16 protein-coding genes are annotated in these 17567 nt (G+C 40.9%); 7 read left to right on the top strand and 9 right to left on the bottom strand.

Going from position 1 to position 17567, the window contains the following annotated elements; translation table 11 throughout:
• Nucleotides 1–49: 49 nt before the first annotated feature.
• The gene (fumC, locus tag ACLI1A_RS17180) at nt 50–1447 is read right to left on the bottom strand and encodes a class II fumarate hydratase (protein ID WP_411409919.1); all 1398 of its coding nucleotides are present in this window, start codon (nt 1445–1447) and stop codon (nt 50–52) included.
• A gap of 218 nt (nt 1448–1665) precedes the next feature.
• Between fumC and ACLI1A_RS17175 the strand changes: the two genes are divergently transcribed.
• On the top strand, nt 1666–1830 hold the full coding sequence (locus ACLI1A_RS17175) for a hypothetical protein (RefSeq protein ID WP_411409918.1): 165 nt from the start codon (nt 1666–1668) through the stop codon (nt 1828–1830).
• A gap of 477 nt (nt 1831–2307) precedes the next feature.
• Here ACLI1A_RS17175 and ACLI1A_RS17170 read toward each other — a convergent pair whose 3' ends face one another.
• The 4 genes from ACLI1A_RS17170 to ACLI1A_RS17155 all read right to left on the bottom strand — a co-directional run bounded on the left by ACLI1A_RS17170 (nt 2308) and on the right by ACLI1A_RS17155 (nt 7790).
• Nucleotides 2308–3525: a cation:dicarboxylate symporter family transporter gene (locus ACLI1A_RS17170; RefSeq protein ID WP_411409917.1), complete on the bottom strand. Its 1218-nt coding sequence runs from the start codon at nt 3523–3525 to the stop codon at nt 2308–2310.
• A gap of 29 nt (nt 3526–3554) precedes the next feature.
• Nucleotides 3555–4103 (bottom strand): hypothetical protein, encoded by a 549-nt coding sequence (locus tag ACLI1A_RS17165; protein ID WP_411409916.1) that lies wholly within the window; start codon nt 4101–4103, stop codon nt 3555–3557.
• Nucleotides 4104–4219: 116 nt separating this feature from the next.
• Nucleotides 4220–5635, bottom strand: a complete 1416-nt coding sequence (locus ACLI1A_RS17160; protein ID WP_411409915.1) for a T9SS type A sorting domain-containing protein — start codon at nt 5633–5635, stop codon at nt 4220–4222.
• A 106-nt stretch (nt 5636–5741) separates the two neighbouring features.
• Entirely contained in the window at nt 5742–7790 is a 2049-nt protein-coding gene (locus ACLI1A_RS17155) for a TonB-dependent receptor (RefSeq protein WP_411409914.1), read from the bottom strand.
• Between the two features lie 273 nt (nt 7791–8063).
• Here ACLI1A_RS17155 and hpt point away from each other — a divergent pair, with 273 nt between their 5' ends.
• The 3 genes from hpt to ACLI1A_RS17140 are packed head-to-tail and all read left to right on the top strand — an operon-like array spanning nt 8064 to nt 10485.
• Nucleotides 8064–8591 carry a hypoxanthine phosphoribosyltransferase gene (gene hpt / locus ACLI1A_RS17150; protein ID WP_411409913.1) on the top strand — a complete coding sequence of 176 codons (528 nt, stop codon included), beginning with the start codon at nt 8064–8066 and terminating at the stop codon, nt 8589–8591.
• 28 nt (nt 8592–8619) lie between these two features.
• On the top strand, nt 8620–9195 hold the full coding sequence (locus ACLI1A_RS17145) for an adenylate kinase (RefSeq protein WP_411409912.1): 576 nt from the start codon (nt 8620–8622) through the stop codon (nt 9193–9195).
• Nucleotides 9196–9207: 12 nt separating this feature from the next.
• Nucleotides 9208–10485 (top strand): hemolysin family protein, encoded by a 1278-nt coding sequence (locus ACLI1A_RS17140; RefSeq protein ID WP_411409911.1) that lies wholly within the window; start codon nt 9208–9210, stop codon nt 10483–10485.
• 48 nt (nt 10486–10533) lie between these two features.
• Here the strand turns inward: ACLI1A_RS17140 and ACLI1A_RS17135 are convergent, their stop codons facing one another.
• Nucleotides 10534–11265: an MBL fold metallo-hydrolase gene (locus ACLI1A_RS17135; protein WP_411409910.1), complete on the bottom strand. Its 732-nt coding sequence runs from the start codon at nt 11263–11265 to the stop codon at nt 10534–10536.
• Nucleotides 11266–11430: 165 nt separating this feature from the next.
• Between ACLI1A_RS17135 and ACLI1A_RS17130 the strand changes: the two genes are divergently transcribed.
• The 3 genes from ACLI1A_RS17130 (at nt 11431) to ACLI1A_RS17120 (ending at nt 14145) form a co-directional block, all read left to right on the top strand.
• On the top strand, nt 11431–12372 hold the full coding sequence (locus ACLI1A_RS17130; protein ID WP_411409909.1) for an alpha/beta hydrolase: 942 nt from the start codon (nt 11431–11433) through the stop codon (nt 12370–12372).
• Between the two features lie 99 nt (nt 12373–12471).
• A complete protein-coding gene (gene obgE, locus ACLI1A_RS17125) occupies nt 12472–13482 on the top strand; it encodes a GTPase ObgE (protein ID WP_411409908.1) in 1011 nt (336 codons plus the stop codon).
• Between the two features lie 87 nt (nt 13483–13569).
• Nucleotides 13570–14145 (top strand): hypothetical protein, encoded by a 576-nt coding sequence (locus tag ACLI1A_RS17120; RefSeq protein ID WP_411409907.1) that lies wholly within the window; start codon nt 13570–13572, stop codon nt 14143–14145.
• Between the two features lie 99 nt (nt 14146–14244).
• Here the strand turns inward: ACLI1A_RS17120 and ACLI1A_RS17115 are convergent, their stop codons facing one another.
• From ACLI1A_RS17115 to ACLI1A_RS17105, 3 genes are read right to left on the bottom strand one after another with little or no spacing between them, the layout of a single operon-like run.
• Nucleotides 14245–15438, bottom strand: coding sequence for an alanine dehydrogenase (locus ACLI1A_RS17115; protein ID WP_411409906.1), 1194 nt, complete (start codon nt 15436–15438; stop codon nt 14245–14247).
• 51 nt (nt 15439–15489) lie between these two features.
• Nucleotides 15490–15897, bottom strand: a complete 408-nt coding sequence (tsaE, locus tag ACLI1A_RS17110; protein ID WP_411409905.1) for a tRNA (adenosine(37)-N6)-threonylcarbamoyltransferase complex ATPase subunit type 1 TsaE — start codon at nt 15895–15897, stop codon at nt 15490–15492.
• Nucleotides 15898–15950: 53 nt separating this feature from the next.
• Complete coding sequence (locus ACLI1A_RS17105; RefSeq protein ID WP_411409904.1) at nt 15951–17504, bottom strand: response regulator; 1554 nt, start codon at nt 17502–17504, stop codon at nt 15951–15953.
• Nucleotides 17505–17567: the final 63 nt, after the last annotated feature.

The following is a 17567-nucleotide window of genomic DNA, read 5'->3' as shown; positions in this document are numbered from 1 at the left end:
AAAAGCAGCCCTAAAAGAGCTGCTTTGTAATATTTATAGTTAGGGTTTACTATTTAAGCGACCCCACCATATCTTCAGGCTTAACCCATGCATCAAAATCTTCAGGAGTTACATAACCAAGACGAACGGCTTCGTCTTTAAGTGTAGTGCCGTTTTTGTGTGCAGTTTGTGCAATTTCAGCCGCTTTGTAGTAGCCTATTTTGGTGTTAAGTGCAGTTACAAGCATTAATGAGTTGTCTACAAGCTCTTTAATACGGGTGTAGTTTGGCTCAATACCCTGTGCACAGTGCTCGTCAAACGATACACATGCATCACCCAGCAGGCGGGCTGATTGCAGGAAGTTAGCAGCCATAAGCGGCTTAAATACGTTAAGTTCGTAGTGGCCTTGTGTACCGCCAATTGTAATAGCTACGTCGTTACCCATAACCTGGGCACATACCATAGTAAGGGCTTCACATTGTGTAGGGTTTACCTTGCCCGGCATGATAGACGAACCCGGTTCGTTTTCAGGGATAAGTATTTCACCGATACCAGAGCGTGGGCCCGAAGCCAGCATACGGATATCGTTAGCTATTTTATTAAGCGCTACTGCAAGTTGTTTTAGTGCACCATGAGTTTCTACAAGAGCATCGTGGCTTGCAAGTGCTTCAAATTTGTTTGGAGCCGTTACAAACGGAAGACCTGTAAATTTAGCAATGTATTCGGCTACTTTTACATCATAACCGGCAGGCGTGTTAAGACCTGTACCTACAGCAGTACCGCCAAGGGCAAGTTCGCCAAGGTGCTCAAGGGTGTTTTTAACCGCTTTAATGCCGTATGTAAGCTGGGCTACGTATCCGCTAAGTTCTTGTCCAAGGGTTAGGGGAGTAGCATCCATAAGGTGCGTACGACCTATTTTAACCACGTTCATATACTCTTCGCTTTTCGCTTTAAGAGTGTCACGTAGTTTTTCCACACCCGGAAGCGTTACTTCTACTACAGCTTTGTATGCAGCTATGTGCATACCGGTAGGGTAGGTATCGTTACTTGATTGTGATTTGTTTACGTCGTCATTGGCTTTTAGTACAGGCTCGCCTTCACCTATTTTACCTCCGGCAAGTACTTGTGCCCTGTTAGCCACCACTTCGTTAACGTTCATATTACTTTGTGTGCCTGAACCGGTTTGCCATATTACAAGCGGAAACTCGCTGTCCAGTTTTCCTTCAAGGATTTCGTCGCATACTTGTGCTATTGCATCACGTTTTTCAACGCTAAGAACACCCAGGTCGTGGTTAGCATATGCAGCAGCTTTTTTAAGGTAAGCAAAGCCTTCAATGATCTCTTTCGGCATTGAACCGGGCGTACCTATCTTAAAGTTGTTGCGCGAACGCTCAGTTTGTGCACCCCAGTACTTGTCTGCAGGTACTTTAACTTCGCCCATAGTGTCTTTTTCAATCCTGTATTCCATTTTAAAAATGTTTATGGTTGTTTATAAAATTTAGGTTAATGGCAATCTAATTACCTGACGTTGTGCAGGGGTAGAAAAGCCAGCCAAAATTACGCAATATTGATTCTTTAAGAAAATGATTTCGGAATTAATTTTTGATGAACTTTTCTCAGTGTTTTAGTTGTTTTAACAAACGCTTTGGTGTATATTTGGGGCATAATTCAAAATTTCCGGAAAACATGTTTGAATTTCAAGAGTACTTAGGTTTTCTTCTTTTCCTTACCATTGCTACCATAGGTTTTTGGCTTATGATGTTCCTGGTAAGTTTTGTTTTCTACTGGGTAGGCGGTGCCACCGTAGAACTTGTAAAAGAGAAGAGGGCTCAAAAACAGCTTGAACAATAATTGTATTGTTTGAAGATAATTAGGCTGCCAAAAGGCGGCCTTTTTTTATGGATAAAATTACCGGTATAGTTGCTGTATACAAATTAAAAGGCCTGTCTAAGAGACAGGCCTTTAAAAAAGAAGAAAGTTGCTTGTTTGCATTTTATCATTCCTTCAGCTTATCGTCCGGTGTTTTCCTTAACTTCAGTTTTTTATAGTGCCGTTCCCCTCCGTCACTATCTGGGTTAAGGTAAGTACAACCATATTGTCAGCGAACTTTAAAATGGTATTTAAATCTTTTACTAAAGTAATAAAAATATTATTCCTTGATGGTTGTGATAGTATTTTTATTAAAATTTCAACTGAATGTTTTGTTTGGTGTTTTTTTTTAGGCTGATGCTTAAAAACCCTGTTATCTTTCTGTTAAAAAATAACTTCTCGTGTCTATTCTAAAACGTTTTAGTGGGTGTTTTTAGGCAAATTATGTTCAAAAAATAATTATACATTGCTAATATCGGCAGATTCGCCTTCGCTACGGCTAATAATCAGTGTAGCGATACCGTTTCCTATAAAGTTTGTTATGGCCCGGGCCTCACTCATAAACTTGTCTACACCCAGCAGGAAGGCTAAACCTTCAACGGGTATTTTGTGTATTGCGGTAAGGGTAGAGGCCAATACCACAAAGCCGCTTCCTGTAACTCCGGCAGCGCCTTTACTGGTTACCATAAGCAGCCCTATAATGCTTAATACTTCTGTAAAGGTTAGATGTACATCATAAAGCTGTGCAAGGAAAATTACTGACATGCTTAAGTATATGGATGTGCCGTCAAGATTAAATGAATATCCTGTTGGTACTACTAAACCTACCACTTCTTTACTACATCCTGCCTTTTGCAGTTTTTCCATAAGATTTGGCAGGGCAGTTTCAGATGACGATGTACCAAGTATAATGATGAGTTCTTCTTTAATAAAACTAAGGAACCGGAAAATACTCATCTTATAGTACCTTAATATACTGCCCAATATTCCGAAAATAAATATTGCCATTGTAACGTATACAGACAGCATTAGCTTACCCAGAGGTACTAATGTGTGCAGCCCGAATTTACCTATAGTAAACGCCATAGCGCCAAAAGCACCTACGGGTGCTAGGTACATAACCCATTTTAGTACTTTAAAGACGAATGAGGAGGCTTTATACAAGTATCCGGTTACTACTTCCCGTTTAGAATAAAAGTTTAATGCTATACCTGTTATAATGGCTGCAACTAATACCTGCAGGGTAAAATTATCCAGGAAAAACTTTAGCCAACTGAATTCTGATGCTTTTTGTGTAAAGGTATCGGTGTTACCCATAGACAGCCCTGCGCGGTCTATATTGCCTGGTTTTAGGATGTAAGCTACCGCTACGCCTATGGCCAGGGCAAAGGTGGTTACTACCTCAAAATAAAGTAACGATTTTATACCAATACGTCCTACTTTACGCAAATCGCCCATACCACTTATACCTAATACAATTGTGATAAATATGATGGGGCCTATGAACAGCTTTATCAGTTCGATAAAATATTTGCCCACCTTTTCCATCATAAGTGCCTGCTGTGGGTGGTAGTGTCCTAACCATATACCGGCAGTAATGGCTATAAATACCCAAAAGGTAAGGTTTGTAATAATCTTTAGCAGGGTTGTTTGCGCTTTAGTGAAATTTCCGTCCATGTAATAGTTACTGTTATAGCGGTGGAAAGTTAACTATTTTTCAGTTTTTGTAGCAGTTCTTTTGCTGCTGCCTTGTATGCTGCGGTGTGTTTTGTAAAATCATCTTGTAATATACGCTGTAGCTCGGTGTATACCCAGTCTGTATCTTTTCCTAAAAGGTATAAAGCACGCATAGCATAGGCTTTGCTTGCTACCTTACCGTCGGGAGCTATCAGCCAATCAAAACAGGTTTCTGTTATTAATTCTTTTTGTTGCTGATTAAGTGTAACAGGGGTCGTGTGGTTTTGCTGAGCCAGGAACAAACATATTTTTGAAATTGAACGTATGGCACCTTCATGATTATATGACTTCGCTGTATTACAGAATTCATCCAGATATGGACTAATAAGCGCTATGTTGTTTTCAAGTACCAATTCCAATATCCAGCAAGCTTTGTGGTGGCTTTTGTTTTTAGTATCAAAGGCAATACTTAGCAGTTCGGGTAATAGCTGTGCATCTGCCAGTACACGATTAGCCAATCCTTCCCGCGAAGGACGGTGTGCAGTACTGTTTGCAACATCGGTTTTAAAATTTTGCATGGATATGGTTTACTACAAAATTGCGCAAATAAATTTAGTATCCCATTTACCCGAAATAAAAAAAAGCGGGACAAAATATTTTTGCCCCGCTTTTACATAATTGGTTTTGAAAGGATTTATTGTTTTATAAACATCTGTGAAGCCTGTGCACCATTTTCACCTATTTTTATTAGGTAAGTACCGTTTGCAAGGTTTTCTATGTTTATTGCTGATGTGCTTCCCTTAAGTGTACCTTCAGCAAGTTTCTTTCCTGTAACGTCAAATATGACATATTCAGAGGCAGTATTATTACTACCCAGTTGTACATTTAGCACGCTGTTAGCAGGGTTAGGGTACAGTACAAAGCTTTTACCGGCAGGGTTTTGTGTGCCCGCTGTACAGTCTGTGTTTTCCACAACAACTATAGGGTCGCTTTCTGTTGTACTGTCCGGGCAATATTCAGGGGAGGCTACAACAGTATAGTTTCCGGGTTCTGTAATTACATAAGTAGTACTTGTGGCACCTTCTATGGCCTCACCATTCTTGTACCATTGTACAATGCTGTATGGGCTGTTTATGGTATTAGTAATAGTGCCGGTAGGGCACATTAAAAAGCCCTGGTCAGGATCATAGGTTACAAGGTTTTCATTCATAGACTGCTCTATGATTAAGCCGACCCATGCATAGCTGTCTATTTGTATTACGTTAGATTCGTAAGTAGTGCCTCCTGAAGTTACTACCAATTTAAATAAAGACTGGTCGTATGTAAACCAATCATAAGTAAACGTAGCCGATGTGGCGCCCTCTATAGGCTGGTATTCGTCTGAAGTAAACCAGAATTTAGAATACCATTGATAAGTATCGTAGGTATAGCCATTAGTAACTATAGCAGTTCCGTTTGTCCATGGGCAAAGCATAAGATCGCCATCTATAACCGGAGCTTCAACTTCTTGAGTAGTACAAGGCATTACCACGCAGGGCAGGGTAGTTTGCGCACTTTGTGGGCAATCTGCGGGTGCTGCTATTGCATAATATGTACCCGGAGCTGTAATAGTGTAGCTGGTACCTGTAGCACCTTCTATAGCTACTTCGTCTTTATACCATTGAACATTTGTATACGGTTCACCTACAGTATTGATAATAGCGCCGCCTTCGCAAAGAATATATCCCTGCTGATTAGGATCAAATGTTACATCGCCTGTAGTTTCGGTACTGTAAAAAATAGGAAGGAATACCATGCTGTCTATAAACAGCTCATTTGAGTAGAATGTTTCCCCGTTTTGAGATACCTGAGCCCTAATGGTGGTAACACTGTACGTGTAAGCATCATACTGGAATGTAGAATAAATGGCTCCTTCAATGTTGGTAAAATTACTTTCTCCATAAGCTTTTACCTGCCACTGATAGCTGTCATAAGGTACTATACCTAATACCATGGCGTTACCCGTACCACCGGGACATAACATTTCATCGCCCTGAATCACAGCCTGCTGCTGTGCAAAGGCACCTGTTATCGTAGCGATAAACAGGCAAAAAAGTAAACGTAGTTTCATAACGATTCGTTTTTGATTATCTTAAAATACTTTGATTAAGATGTGTAAAAACCGGATTGGTTGCGTAAAAAATCGTTATAGCCCTACTTTTTTTAGGGGGAATTTTTTAAAAAAGATAGCTAATATTCACATTACCATAATAGTTAACCGGTAGCCCGGGGTAGTAATATCTTGGGTTATTTCCGGTGGCATTTACTAATATCATGGATGCGTAATGTGTGTTGGTTGTATTATTGATGCCAAATGATGCACCTATATTCAGTCCGTTGTTGTCGTTATAATTCCAGCCCAGTTTTGTATTAAGAAGGTTGTCGCTTTTAGAAAAGGCTGTATTGGCATCGTTCATGGGAATGCCGTCAGTATAGTAATAATCGGCAGTAATGTAAAACGCTAAAGGCATATTTAATGTAAGCCCCGCATTAAATTTTGTAGAAGGTACCCCGGTAAGCTTGTTGCCACTATAATCAATGTCATTACTTATAAATTCTTCAAAACGATAGCGTCCTGCCGATAAAGCTACATAGGGCGAAAGCTGCCAGTTCTTTGCCAAGGGTTGATTATACTTTATAAACCATTCTATACCCTCGTGCAATGTTTTTCCTGCGTTTGTGCCTACGTATTGGTCGTCGCCCACACGCTGTGCCACGAGCAGGTCTTTTATTTCCATACGGTACAGGGCAACATCAGTATACAGGCGGTTATTAAAAGCATAAGTTTTACTGCCTATTTCAAAGTTATAGCCATTCTCCGGTTTTATGTTGGGGTTTACCGTACCATCTGCATTTAGTGTTTCCGAAATGGCAGGCAAAGAAAATCCGCGGCTTACCGATGCGTACACGGTGCTGTTTTTTTCTGGTTTGTATAACAATGCAAACTGTGGTGCTACTATGCCTTTGTAACTATGGTTTTCACTATTGCGGCTTTCTTCGGGGAATGTAGTGTCAAGGCTGAATGTGGTTTTGTTGTAGTTGATGCCTGCCTGTGCTTCCAGCTTTGTAGTAAACTGCAACCTTACCTGTGCAAAAGCATTTATAAAATGCCTGCTTTGTTCATCTCCGGTTAGTTTTGCTCCCTGAACCGAACCGCTACCGTTATTATCCTGGTACAAACTTTCATGCGTGCTGCCTGTATATCCGTCCTTAAAAAATTCAAGTCCTGCTATGTATTCGGTTTTCAGTTTACCAATGAGGGAGTTGCCGTTAAACTGTGTCCGCCCACCATAACCCATGCTGTTTTGTGCTAATATATTGAATGGACGGGGTTCGTAACTGTTCTTATTGTTTATGAATACAGATGTCGCGTTTTTTAGATTGGGAGTCAACTCAAATTCATATGACACACCACCCATAAAGGTATGATACTGCTCGTAGCCCTTGCTTGCTGCCCAGGTAGGTGCAGCGGCGCGAGGGTCTTGATTAAAGCTTTCTTTTGTTACCGAACTGGCTATATAGGCTTTCATATAGGTGTAATTGCCAAAGTAGGTAAGCCTGCTTTTCTCCTTACGGAAAAGGTCGCCAGCCAGGGTAGCCCCCTCGCGGTAGTAACCGCTGTTGGTCCGCCAGCCGTCGTTTTGCAGTTTGTGGTAGTTGATGTTTACACTTCCATTATTGCTGTTGTAGCCATAATTAAAGGTGTTTTTCAGCAACCCGAATGAGCCAGCTGTTATGCTTGCTTTACCTGTATGGCCGGTATTAGATGTGTATTTAGGGTCTATAAGAATGGCGCCGCCAAGCCCGGCACCGTAAATACTGCTAAAAGGTCCTTTAATAATTTCTATGCGGTTTATTGCTTCAAGGTCTATGTCTTCAATAGTAGTTTCACTGTCGCCTGTGGTCAGGGGAATGTTGCCATAAAAAGCCCGTATCTTGTTAGTGCCGTAGGTTGTCCTTGCGCCAATACCGCGTATAGAAATCCGGTTGGTGTTTAGTGCGCCGCTTTGCATCTGTACACCGGGCAGGGTGTTAAGTAATGGAGCAATTTCGGTGTTGTTATTGCGCTGCATATTTGTAATAATGCTTATTGCGGACGGAACATTTAGCAGGCTGTCGTTTACATGGAAATTGCTTATTACAACTTCTTCCATTTCCCTAATGTGGCTAGTATTGTTCTTTATACTTTCGTTGTCTGTTTTCTGACGGATAGTCTCCTGTGCCAATAATATTTGGTTGCAGCCAACGCATATAAGAAATAATAAGGCCAGTTTTTTCAGCATCGGGATATGAGAGGATTATCTGAAATAAAAGTAAAGAAAATACGGTTGCAAACACTTATTATAAGATAAAAGGAAAATAGTTAGGTTTTGTTTGTTGTTAAGTTGCTGTAAGTCAGTGTTTTTGTTTCGTTCATAAAATTATTACAAAATAGGTATACCATTATAATCGACAGTATTACAATTAGTATATTTGTAGCTTTAAAACCAGCAAAAATAGTGATACAACTTCACGATAAACATTTTGTGCCGTTTATATCGGCTGCCGAAATAAATTCACGGCTAAATACCCTTGCCTTAGCGGTAGAGAACGAACTAAAAGGCGAAGTACCGGTATTTGTAGGTGTGCTGAATGGTGCATTTATGGTAGTTTCAGATTTTGTAAAGCACTATAAGGCTGATTGCGAAGTTAGCTTTGTAAAAGTGGCCAGCTATGAGGGCATGGGTAGCACCGGTGCCGTAAAACAGCTTATAGGGCTAAATCAGAATCTTGAGGGGCGTACCGTGGTAATCATAGAAGATATAGTAGATACCGGTAATACCGTAGAAGAACTTGTAAAAATGTTTGCCGAGAAAGGTGTAAAACAGCTGAAAATAGCTACGTTATTTTTTAAGCCTGAAGCTTACACTAAAGACATAAAGCTGGACTACATCGGTTTTGAAATTCCAAATAAATTTATAGTAGGCTACGGGCTGGACTATGACGGGCTGGGGCGCAACCTGCCTGAAGTATATCAATTACAATAAAAATACTCTAAACTTTATATAACACACAATGATTAATATTGTTCTATTCGGGAAGCCTGGTGCAGGTAAAGGTACTCAGGCAGAGTTCTTAAAAACAAAGTACAGCCTTAAGCATATTTCTACAGGCGATCTATTCAGGTATCATAAAAGTAATAATACCGAATTAGGTCAGCTCGCGCAGTCATATGCGGATAAAGGTATGCTTGTACCCGATGATGTTACTACAAAAATGCTTCAGGATGAAGTAAACAGGAATCCTGATGTTGCAGGCTTTCTTTTAGACGGTTATCCGCGCACTATTGCCCAGGCAGAAGCGCTTGATGCATTTTTAGAGTCGAAAGGACAGAGTGTAACTGCTACAGTAGCTCTTGAAGCAAATGATGAGATACTTGTTGCACGTCTTCTTGAGCGTGGAAAAACCAGTGGTCGTGCTGATGACCAGGATGAAGCCCTGATACGTAAGCGCTACCAGGAATACAATGAAAAAACGGCTCCTCTTGCTGATTACTATAAAAAGCAGCATAAATTTTATGAGGTAGACGGTATAGGGTCTATAGAAGAAGTAACCGAAAGGTTGAGTCTTGTATTAGACAAGTTTAATTAAAAACCAACCCGATTGGAAATAGCCATAATATTATTCCTTATTATCCTTAACGGTGTGTTCTCCATGAGTGAGATTGCGCTTATTTCTGCGCGCAAGAACCGACTGGAAACCGCTGCTAAAAAAGGTAACTCAAGTGCCCAAACGGCGCTTGATCTTGCCAATTCTCCAAATAAGTTCCTAAGTACGGTACAAATAGGTATTACGCTTATAGGTATTCTTACCGGTATTTATTCCGGTGACAAAATAACCGACGATGTACGCCTGTTTATAGAAGGTATACCTGCACTGAAACCTTATGCCGATAACATTTCGGTAGGTATTGTGGTGGTTATACTTACGTTCTTTTCGCTGGTATTAGGAGAGCTTTTACCAAAAAGGGTAGGGCTCACGTATCCTGAAAGTATAGCTAAAATGGTTGCTGTACCTATGAAGTACATAAGTATAGTTACTGCTCCGTTTATTTGGTTGCTTACAGTAAGTACTGACGGGCTGATGAAGTTATTCAACATACGCCCCACAGCCGACGGTAAAGTGACTGAAGAGGAAATCAAGGCTATAATAAAAGAAGGTACCGAAGGCGGAGAAGTTCAGGAAATAGAGCATGATATTATGGAGCGTGTGTTTCATATTGGCGACCGTAAAGTAAATTCGTTAATGACGCACCGCAAGTCGGTTAGCTATCTTAATACTGATTTTGACAGGGAAAAAATACGTGAAGTAATGCTTGAAGAACTTCATAGTATGTATCCTGTAAGTGAAGGTAATAACCTTGATGAAGTTAAAGGTGTTGTGTTACTTAAGGATATTTTTGCCAACTTTGATCGCGCTGATTTTAAACTTTCAGATATCATTAAAGAGCCGGTATATCTTATAGAACACACTTCGGCTTATAAAGCACTTGAGATATTCAAAAAGACCAAAGTGCACTATGCGCTTGTTACAGATGAATATGGTGTTTTCCAAGGGGTGATTACCTTAAACGATATTCTTGAAGCTTTAGTAGGCGATGCAGCCGATTTCTACGAAGACGAGTTTAAACTTGTAGCGGAAGGAGAAGGTACGTGGCTTGTAGACGGGCACTATCCGCTGCATGATTTCCTTACCTATTTTGATCTTGATGACCTTATTAATGAATATGAGGTAACTACGGTTAGCGGACTTATTATGACTGAATTAAGCTACATACCGAAAGAAGGTGAAAAGCTGCACTGGCAACTTTTTGAACTTGAAGTTGTAGATATGGATGGCGTAAAAATAGATAAGGTTCGTGTACGTTCGCTTAAAGAATAAACATTTGAAAAAATAGAAATTCCCCTGGAAACAGGGGAATTTCTATTTTTAGTCCATACGTATTACCGGATGTTTGTCGTGGTATAGTAGTACCTGCCAATTGTTTTCTTTAGCTTCCTGTTCCCATTGTATACGGCATGCCATTGCTTTTTTACCGTCGTAGTCGGTTTTATATGCAATATGGAATTTCAAATACGCTCGTTGAGGTAGATTATCGGCTCCGTAAAAGGCAATTTCATTATCCTGCTCTATAAAAAACACCTGATGAAATGGCGAATGCCCACCGGTAACTTGGTATGTAATATATTCTCCCAGTTTGCCTTCATCGTCATGCATGGGAGAAAGGTTTTCAAACGACAATATTTCTTTTAAAATATCTGTATCAAAAGAGTGGCTTTGTGTTTGGGTTAAAGCATAGTCCATTTCCCTCTGCTGAAAAAATATCGTCGCATTAGGGAAATTTTGTACAAAAATATCATCCTCATAATAACCTAAGCCTTCCACGTGGTCTTTATGCAGGTGGCTTAGTAGTATTGTTGTTACATCGGTAGCATTATAGCCGGCTTCGTTTATCAGTTTTATAATAACGGGTTTGCCGTCTGATTCAATGCCCAGGCCGGCATCCAGTAAAATCAACTGACCGGGTAATTCTATAAGAAACGGGCAAATTGCCATGGTCAGGTAACCGCTTTCGTCGGGTTGCAATGGGGTATCGGCAGGAGTAAAAACCTTGTCTTTACTTACCCTGAATACGCCATATTGTAGCGGGATAATTTTCATACGCTTATTGGGTCTTGTTACACTGTCGTAAAGATACGCCCTATATATCAACTATTCGATATTAAATAAGGCTTAAACATAGCTGAACAGGACGGTTGATTAACATGATTTTGTTATCTTCATGCGCAATTTTAATTGTGCATAACCAAAACTACATTCATAAAAATGAAGCAATCTTTTTTGTTACTTAATAACAAGCCAAAAAGCTTGTTGTTTAATTGTATACTAATGATCACTTTTTCTTTTTCTCAAAACAGTTTCGCCCAGCAGGAAAATGCAATTCCCTTATACAAAGAGGTGCCAAACAGCAAACCTACTCCCGATACTTACAAAGAAGTTAACGAAAACTCGCGTATAAGGTTTGTAAGCCAACCTACATTACAGCCTTTTTTTCCTGAAAAAGGTAAGGCAAACGGCACCGCAGTAATTATATGCCCCGGTGGTGGCTACGGTATGCTGGCCTATGACCATGAAGGTATAGCTGTGGCTAAAAAGTTTAATGAACAGGGGGTAACGGCTTTTGTGCTTAAATACCGCCTACCGAGTGACGAAATTATGAAAGACCGTTCTATAGGACCACTACAGGATGCACAGCGCGCGCTGCAAATGGTGCGTGAAAATGCGAAAAAATGGAACATAGATCCGGATAAAGTGGGTATTCTTGGTTTCTCAGCAGGGGGGCACCTTGCATCAACAGCCGCCACACATTATGATAAGCCGGTTATAGAAACCAATGGTATAAGTGTTAAACCTGATTTTTCTATATTGGTATATCCGGTAATAAGTATGGGTGCCTATACACATGGTGGCTCTAAGGCTAATCTTATTGGTAAAGATGCTTCAGATGAAAGTATTCGCCTGTATTCAAATGAAACCCAGGTAAAACCCGATATGTCTCCCGTTTTTCTTATTCATGCGCAGGATGATAAGGCAGTACCGGTACAAAACAGTATTTTGTTTTATGAAAGTATGCTCGCGCAAAACGTAAAAGGAGTACTAAACGTTTACCAGGCGGGGGGGCATGGTTTTGGTCTTAATAATAAAACCACTACAGATGAGTGGTTTGAACGCTGCCTTAAGTGGATGAAAGAGAATAAATTCCTGTAACGGCAGGCTTGTTTTATTCAATAACTATTCAGCGTTTCATAATACGCAAAATAAATGTACCTTTGCGCCCTTAAACCTTGAACAGTAAACTTTAATCAAATGACAGAAGGGAATTTTGTAGATTATGTAAAGATATATGTGTCTTCCGGAAAAGGAGGGAAGGGATCTACGCACCTGCACCGTGAAAAGTTTATTGAAAAAGGCGGACCCGATGGTGGTGATGGTGGCCGTGGCGGACACGTATTCCTGGTAGGGAATAAGAGCCTGTGGACATTGTTTCACCTTAAGTTTGCACGCCACATTAAAGCCGGCCATGGCGGAGACGGAGGTAGCTCGCGCAGTACCGGAGCCGATGGTGAGGATAAGTTTATTGAAGTGCCGCTGGGTACTGTGGTAAAGGATACCGAAACCGGTGAGGTGTTGTTTGAAATTACAGAACACGACGAAAAGAAGATACTTGCAAAAGGAGGTAAGGGCGGACTGGGTAACTGGCATTTTCGTACCAGTACAAACCAAACGCCGCGTTATTCGCAGCCGGGTATGCCTGCTGAAGAAATTGACGTACTGCTGGAGCTGAAAGTGCTTGCCGATGTAGGCCTTGTTGGTTTTCCGAATGCAGGCAAAAGTACACTGCTTAGTGTGCTTACTTCGGCTAAGCCTAAGATTGCGGATTATCCGTTTACAACGCTGAAACCTAACCTGGGTATTGTAGCATATCGTGATTTCCAGAGTTTTGTAATTGCCGATATACCGGGAATTATTGAAGGTGCTGCCGAAGGTAAGGGGCTTGGGCATTATTTCCTGCGCCATATAGAGCGAAACAGTACATTGCTGTTCCTGATACCTGCCGATACTGAGGATATTAAAAAAGAATACGATATATTGCTGGATGAGCTAAGGCGCTACAATCCTGAGTTACTGGATAAAGACCGCCTGATAGCCATAAGCAAAACCGATATGCTGGATGAAGAGCTTAAAGCAGAAATGAAAGCACAACTGGATAAAGAGCTTGCCGGTACACAATACATGTTTATATCGTCTGTGGCACAGCAGGGACTTACAGAGCTTAAAGACAAGCTTTGGAAAATGCTGAATACCACAGTAGAATAAACCATATTATAAAGACGATAAACAAGCAGCTGTTGGGCAACCTTCAGCTGTTTTTTGTTATATTTGGTTAAACGTAACCAAGCAATTATGAAACAATTATTAATCCTCATTATTTTTATCTGTAGCCTGTTTAAAGCCTATTCGCAACAGCAAAATTGCGGTTGGTTTGGTACTATGAAACCTGCCGAGCGTATGAAGCAGTTTCCTTTTAATAAGGCGAAACGTATAGTGCTAATATCCTTCCCTGCGAGTATTGAACTCAATGTAATTAAAGAGGATAGCACTAAGAAGCAAAAATACATTCGTACCGAAAAGGTTGTGCTGGGAGAATATCCCCATGAGTATAATATCATCCACGAAAAGGAACTTACCAATACGGCGGATATTGATAAACTTAGTAATATAATGATCAACTATAAAATTCGCAGAGGTTATCCGCGCGATGTAGTTAAGGTTACAGGATGTTATGAACCACGAAATGGGATATTATTTTACGATGAAAATAATGTACTAATCTGTTTTTACGAGATATGCTTTGAGTGTGAAGGTGCTTATATTGCGCCGGATGATGAGGATATTAATTTTCTAAATTACGTGGATGATGATTGTAGTGAACGTATCGATCTGTTACACGAAATTTTTATAGACAACGGAATAAACTAATTTGACTAAATAGACTTATTAGCTATTAGCGTATAAAAATAGATTTTGATTCAATACAAGGAGTCTTCTTTTATTTCGTTTTGCTCAAAATTGAAAAACCTAAAACACAATCAGGTTAATGTCAGTATAATCTTTCCCAAACCATTCACCTATACTGCGGCTTGTAAGCCTGCCGTGGTACATATAGATTCCGTTTTTTAGTCCGGCATCGCATCGCAGGGCACTTTCAAGGCCACCATCTTCAGCCATTTGCAGTAAAAACGGGCTAATGATATTACTTATAGAAAGCGAAGCCGTTTTACTGTATCGCGATGGTATGTTCGGTACGCAGTAGTGGGTAACGTTGTGCTTTACAAACGTAGGTTTTTCATGAGTGGTAACTTCGCTGGTTTCAAAACAGCCGCCTGTATCTATGGCTATATCTATTACTACAGCACCACGTTTCATGCGCTCTACCATGGTCTCGGTAACAACAATAGGAGTACGGTTTTTACCACGCATGGCACCTATGGCTACATCGCAGCGCATAAGGGCTTTTTGTAGTGCTTTTTCCTGTATGGTACTGGTAAATATACGTTGGTTCAGGTTGTTTTGCAGCCTGCGTAGCCTGTTTATAGAATTGTCAAACACCTTAACACTTGCACCAAGGCCAAGAGCCGTTTTAGCAGCAAATTCGGCAGCAGTACCCGCACCAATTATAACAACCTCTGTAGGAGGCACGCCGGTAATGTTTCCGAACAATAGGCCTTTGCCCAGTCGCTGGCTTATCATAAGTTCGGCAGCTATAAGCACCGAGGCTGTGCCGGCAATTTCGCTTAGTGATTTTACAGCAGGGTAAGAGCCGTCGCTGTCTTTAATAAATTCAAAAGCCAGTGCGGTTATTCTTTTTGTTTCAAGGGCATGGAAAAAATCTTCCTTCTGGGTTTTGAGCTGTATTGCCGAAATCAGTAACGTTTCGGGGTTCATCATCTCTATTTCCTTTACCGTAGGTGGCTCCACCTTAAGGATTATTGGGCAACCAAATACCTTTTTAGGGTCGTGCGTTATTTCGGCACCGGCTTCGCTGTATTCCTTGTCGCTATATGATGCCGTTTGGCCTGCGCCACTCTCTATCATTACCCTGTGTCCGTGGGCTACAAGCGAACTCACGGCATCGGGGGTAAGGCATATACGGCGCTCCTGGTACGAAGTTTCTTTTGGTAAACCAATAAATAGCTCCCCGCGCTGCTTCATTACTTCAAGCTTCTCTTCCTGTGGTAGCAGCTGTTGTCTGGTAAAAGGTGTTATAGGCATGTTGTTTTATAAAAAACTGATACAATGTACAAAAAAATGATAAACTACCCGTTAATTTACTGATAGTTTTCGCCTTCCGTCTGTTAGGGTGGTTATGCTTATTGCGGTATGGTCTAAAGGTATGAGGTTTGGTGTTTTTTCGGGCCATTCTATCAGGCACAGGTTGCCGCTGTAAAAGTACTCGTCTATACCCATATCATATGCTTCCTCTTCACTGTTAAGACGGTAAAGATCAAAATGATACAGGGTTTTTCCATCAGTGGTAGCATACTCATTTACAAGCGAAAACGTTGGGCTACCGGTCATATCGGTTACGCCCAACTGTTTTGCAAGTGCTTTTATAAATGTGGTTTTTCCGGCGCCCATTTCACCATGAAAAAGTATAATGTCTTTAATATTTTGTGCCAAAACTTCTTTTGCCACGCTGTCGATTTCCTCAAGGGAAAAAGTTATCTCCATCTTCGCTATCTTTTTTGTCCTAAAACTGTAAACTGTTAACCGTCAACTAAATTTTATTTCGGGTTAAACACAAGGAACGGGATTATCATTTCTTCCAATGAAATACCACCGTGCTGGTAGGTATTGCGGTAATAGCTTACGTAGTGGTTATAATTATTTACGTAAGCCAGGAAGTAATCGTTCTTTGCAAAGATAAACGAACTGCTCATGTTTATGGTAGGCAGCTGAATAGATTTTGGGTCTTTTACATGGTACACGTCGCGATCCTCAAAAGTAAGGCTGCGGCCTGTTTTATAGCGCAGGTTCAGGCTGGTATTTCGGTCGCCTATAACCTTACTTGGGTTTTTACAGTTTATGGTACCGTGGTCTGTGGTAATAATAAGGCGCATGCCCAGCAGTTGTGCCTGTTGTATCATTTCCAGCAGTGGCGAGTTACGGAACCAACTCAGCGTAAGCGAACGGTATGCCTTATCGTTACTGGCCAGTTCTTTAACAACATCCATTTCGGTTTTGGCATGGCTCAGCATGTCTACAAAGTTGTATACTATGGTAGTAATGTCGTTGTCTTTTAGCGCCTTAAAGTTGTCGGCAAGTTTTTTACCATCCCTGTAGTTGGTAATTTTGTAGTACTCCTGCTTCAGGCTGCTAAGGCCCAGGCGGCGCAACTGTTCAGTAAGAAACTCTGCTTCGTACAGGTTTTTACCGCCGTCGTCTACGTCGTTTTTCCAGTATTGCGGATATTTTTTCTCCATTTCAAGAGGGGTAAGCCCGCTAAAAATAGCATTACGCGCATACTGGGTAGCCGTAGGCAAAATAGAGTAGTAGGCAGCCTCTTTCTCCAGTTTGTAATGGTTGTTAACCACGCTTTCAAAGGCTTTCCACTGGTCGTAGCGCAGGTTGTCTATAACCACAAAAAGTATGGGTTGTTTTTTCTTTATTTCAGGAATAACCAACTCACGAAACAGGTTGTGGCTCAGCACCGGCTTGTCGCCTTTAGGGTCGAACCAATCCTCGTAGTTGCGCTCTATAAACTTACCAAACTGTGAGTTGGCTTCCGCTTTTTGAGATTCCAATATCTCCACCATGCTTTGGTCTTCAATGTTCTCCAGCTCCATCTCCCAGAATATAAGCCTTTTGTACATATCTACCCAGTCTTCATAGCTGCGTACCATACCCATATCCATAGATATTTTGCGGAACTCTTTCTGGTAGTCCAGCGTGGTCTTGCTCGAAACAAGGCGAGAGTTGTCCAAGTTCTTTTTCAGCGAAAGCAGTATCTGGTTCGGGTTTACGGGTTTTATAAGGTAATCGGCAATCTTGGAACCGATAGCCTCCTCCATGATCATTTCCTCCTCGCTTTTGGTAATCATGATTACCGGCACCGAAGATTTTTTCTCTTTTATTTCGGCCAGTACCTCAAGGCCGCTAAGCCCGGGCATGTTTTCGTCCAGAAAAACTATGTCGAAGTTTTGTTTATCAAACAGTTCCAGTGCATCCTGGCCGTTGTTTGCGGTAGTTACCGTATAGTTCTTTTTTTCAAGGAAAAGAATATGGGGCTTCAGCATCTCAATCTCGTCATCAACCCATAGTATGTTTATCTCGTTCATATGTATGAAAGAATTTTCGTTCGTATTATAACGTATGCAAGTTAGTTTTATTTAACGATTTTA

The sequence above is a fragment of the Flavobacterium sp. RHBU_3 genome (genome assembly GCF_046613565.1).
Taxonomy (GTDB): domain Bacteria; phylum Bacteroidota; class Bacteroidia; order Flavobacteriales; family Flavobacteriaceae; genus Flavobacterium.
The sequence above is the reverse complement of the archived record's forward strand: the minus strand, read 5'-3'. Positions and strand labels throughout refer to the sequence as shown.

Bases quoted from the DNA above. Each gene is read 5' to 3' on its own strand.
- fumC (WP_411409919.1), bottom strand. From the start codon at position 1,447: ATGGAATACAGGATTGAAAAAGACACTATGGGCGAAGTTAAAGTACCT.
- ACLI1A_RS17175 (WP_411409918.1), top strand. From the start codon at position 1,666: ATGTTTGAATTTCAAGAGTACTTAGGTTTTCTTCTTTTCCTTACCATT.
- ACLI1A_RS17170 (WP_411409917.1), bottom strand. From the start codon at position 3,525: ATGGACGGAAATTTCACTAAAGCGCAAACAACCCTGCTAAAGATTATT.
- ACLI1A_RS17165 (WP_411409916.1), bottom strand. From the start codon at position 4,103: ATGCAAAATTTTAAAACCGATGTTGCAAACAGTACTGCACACCGTCCT.
- ACLI1A_RS17160 (WP_411409915.1), bottom strand. From the start codon at position 5,635: ATGAAACTACGTTTACTTTTTTGCCTGTTTATCGCTACGATAACAGGT.
- ACLI1A_RS17145 (WP_411409912.1), top strand. From the start codon at position 8,620: ATGATTAATATTGTTCTATTCGGGAAGCCTGGTGCAGGTAAAGGTACT.
- ACLI1A_RS17135 (WP_411409910.1), bottom strand. From the start codon at position 11,265: ATGAAAATTATCCCGCTACAATATGGCGTATTCAGGGTAAGTAAAGAC.
- ACLI1A_RS17130 (WP_411409909.1), top strand. From the start codon at position 11,431: ATGAAGCAATCTTTTTTGTTACTTAATAACAAGCCAAAAAGCTTGTTG.
- obgE (WP_411409908.1), top strand. From the start codon at position 12,472: ATGACAGAAGGGAATTTTGTAGATTATGTAAAGATATATGTGTCTTCC.
- ACLI1A_RS17120 (WP_411409907.1), top strand. From the start codon at position 13,570: ATGAAACAATTATTAATCCTCATTATTTTTATCTGTAGCCTGTTTAAA.
- ACLI1A_RS17115 (WP_411409906.1), bottom strand. From the start codon at position 15,438: ATGCCTATAACACCTTTTACCAGACAACAGCTGCTACCACAGGAAGAG.
- tsaE (WP_411409905.1), bottom strand. From the start codon at position 15,897: ATGGAGATAACTTTTTCCCTTGAGGAAATCGACAGCGTGGCAAAAGAA.
- ACLI1A_RS17105 (WP_411409904.1), bottom strand. From the start codon at position 17,504: ATGAACGAGATAAACATACTATGGGTTGATGACGAGATTGAGATGCTG.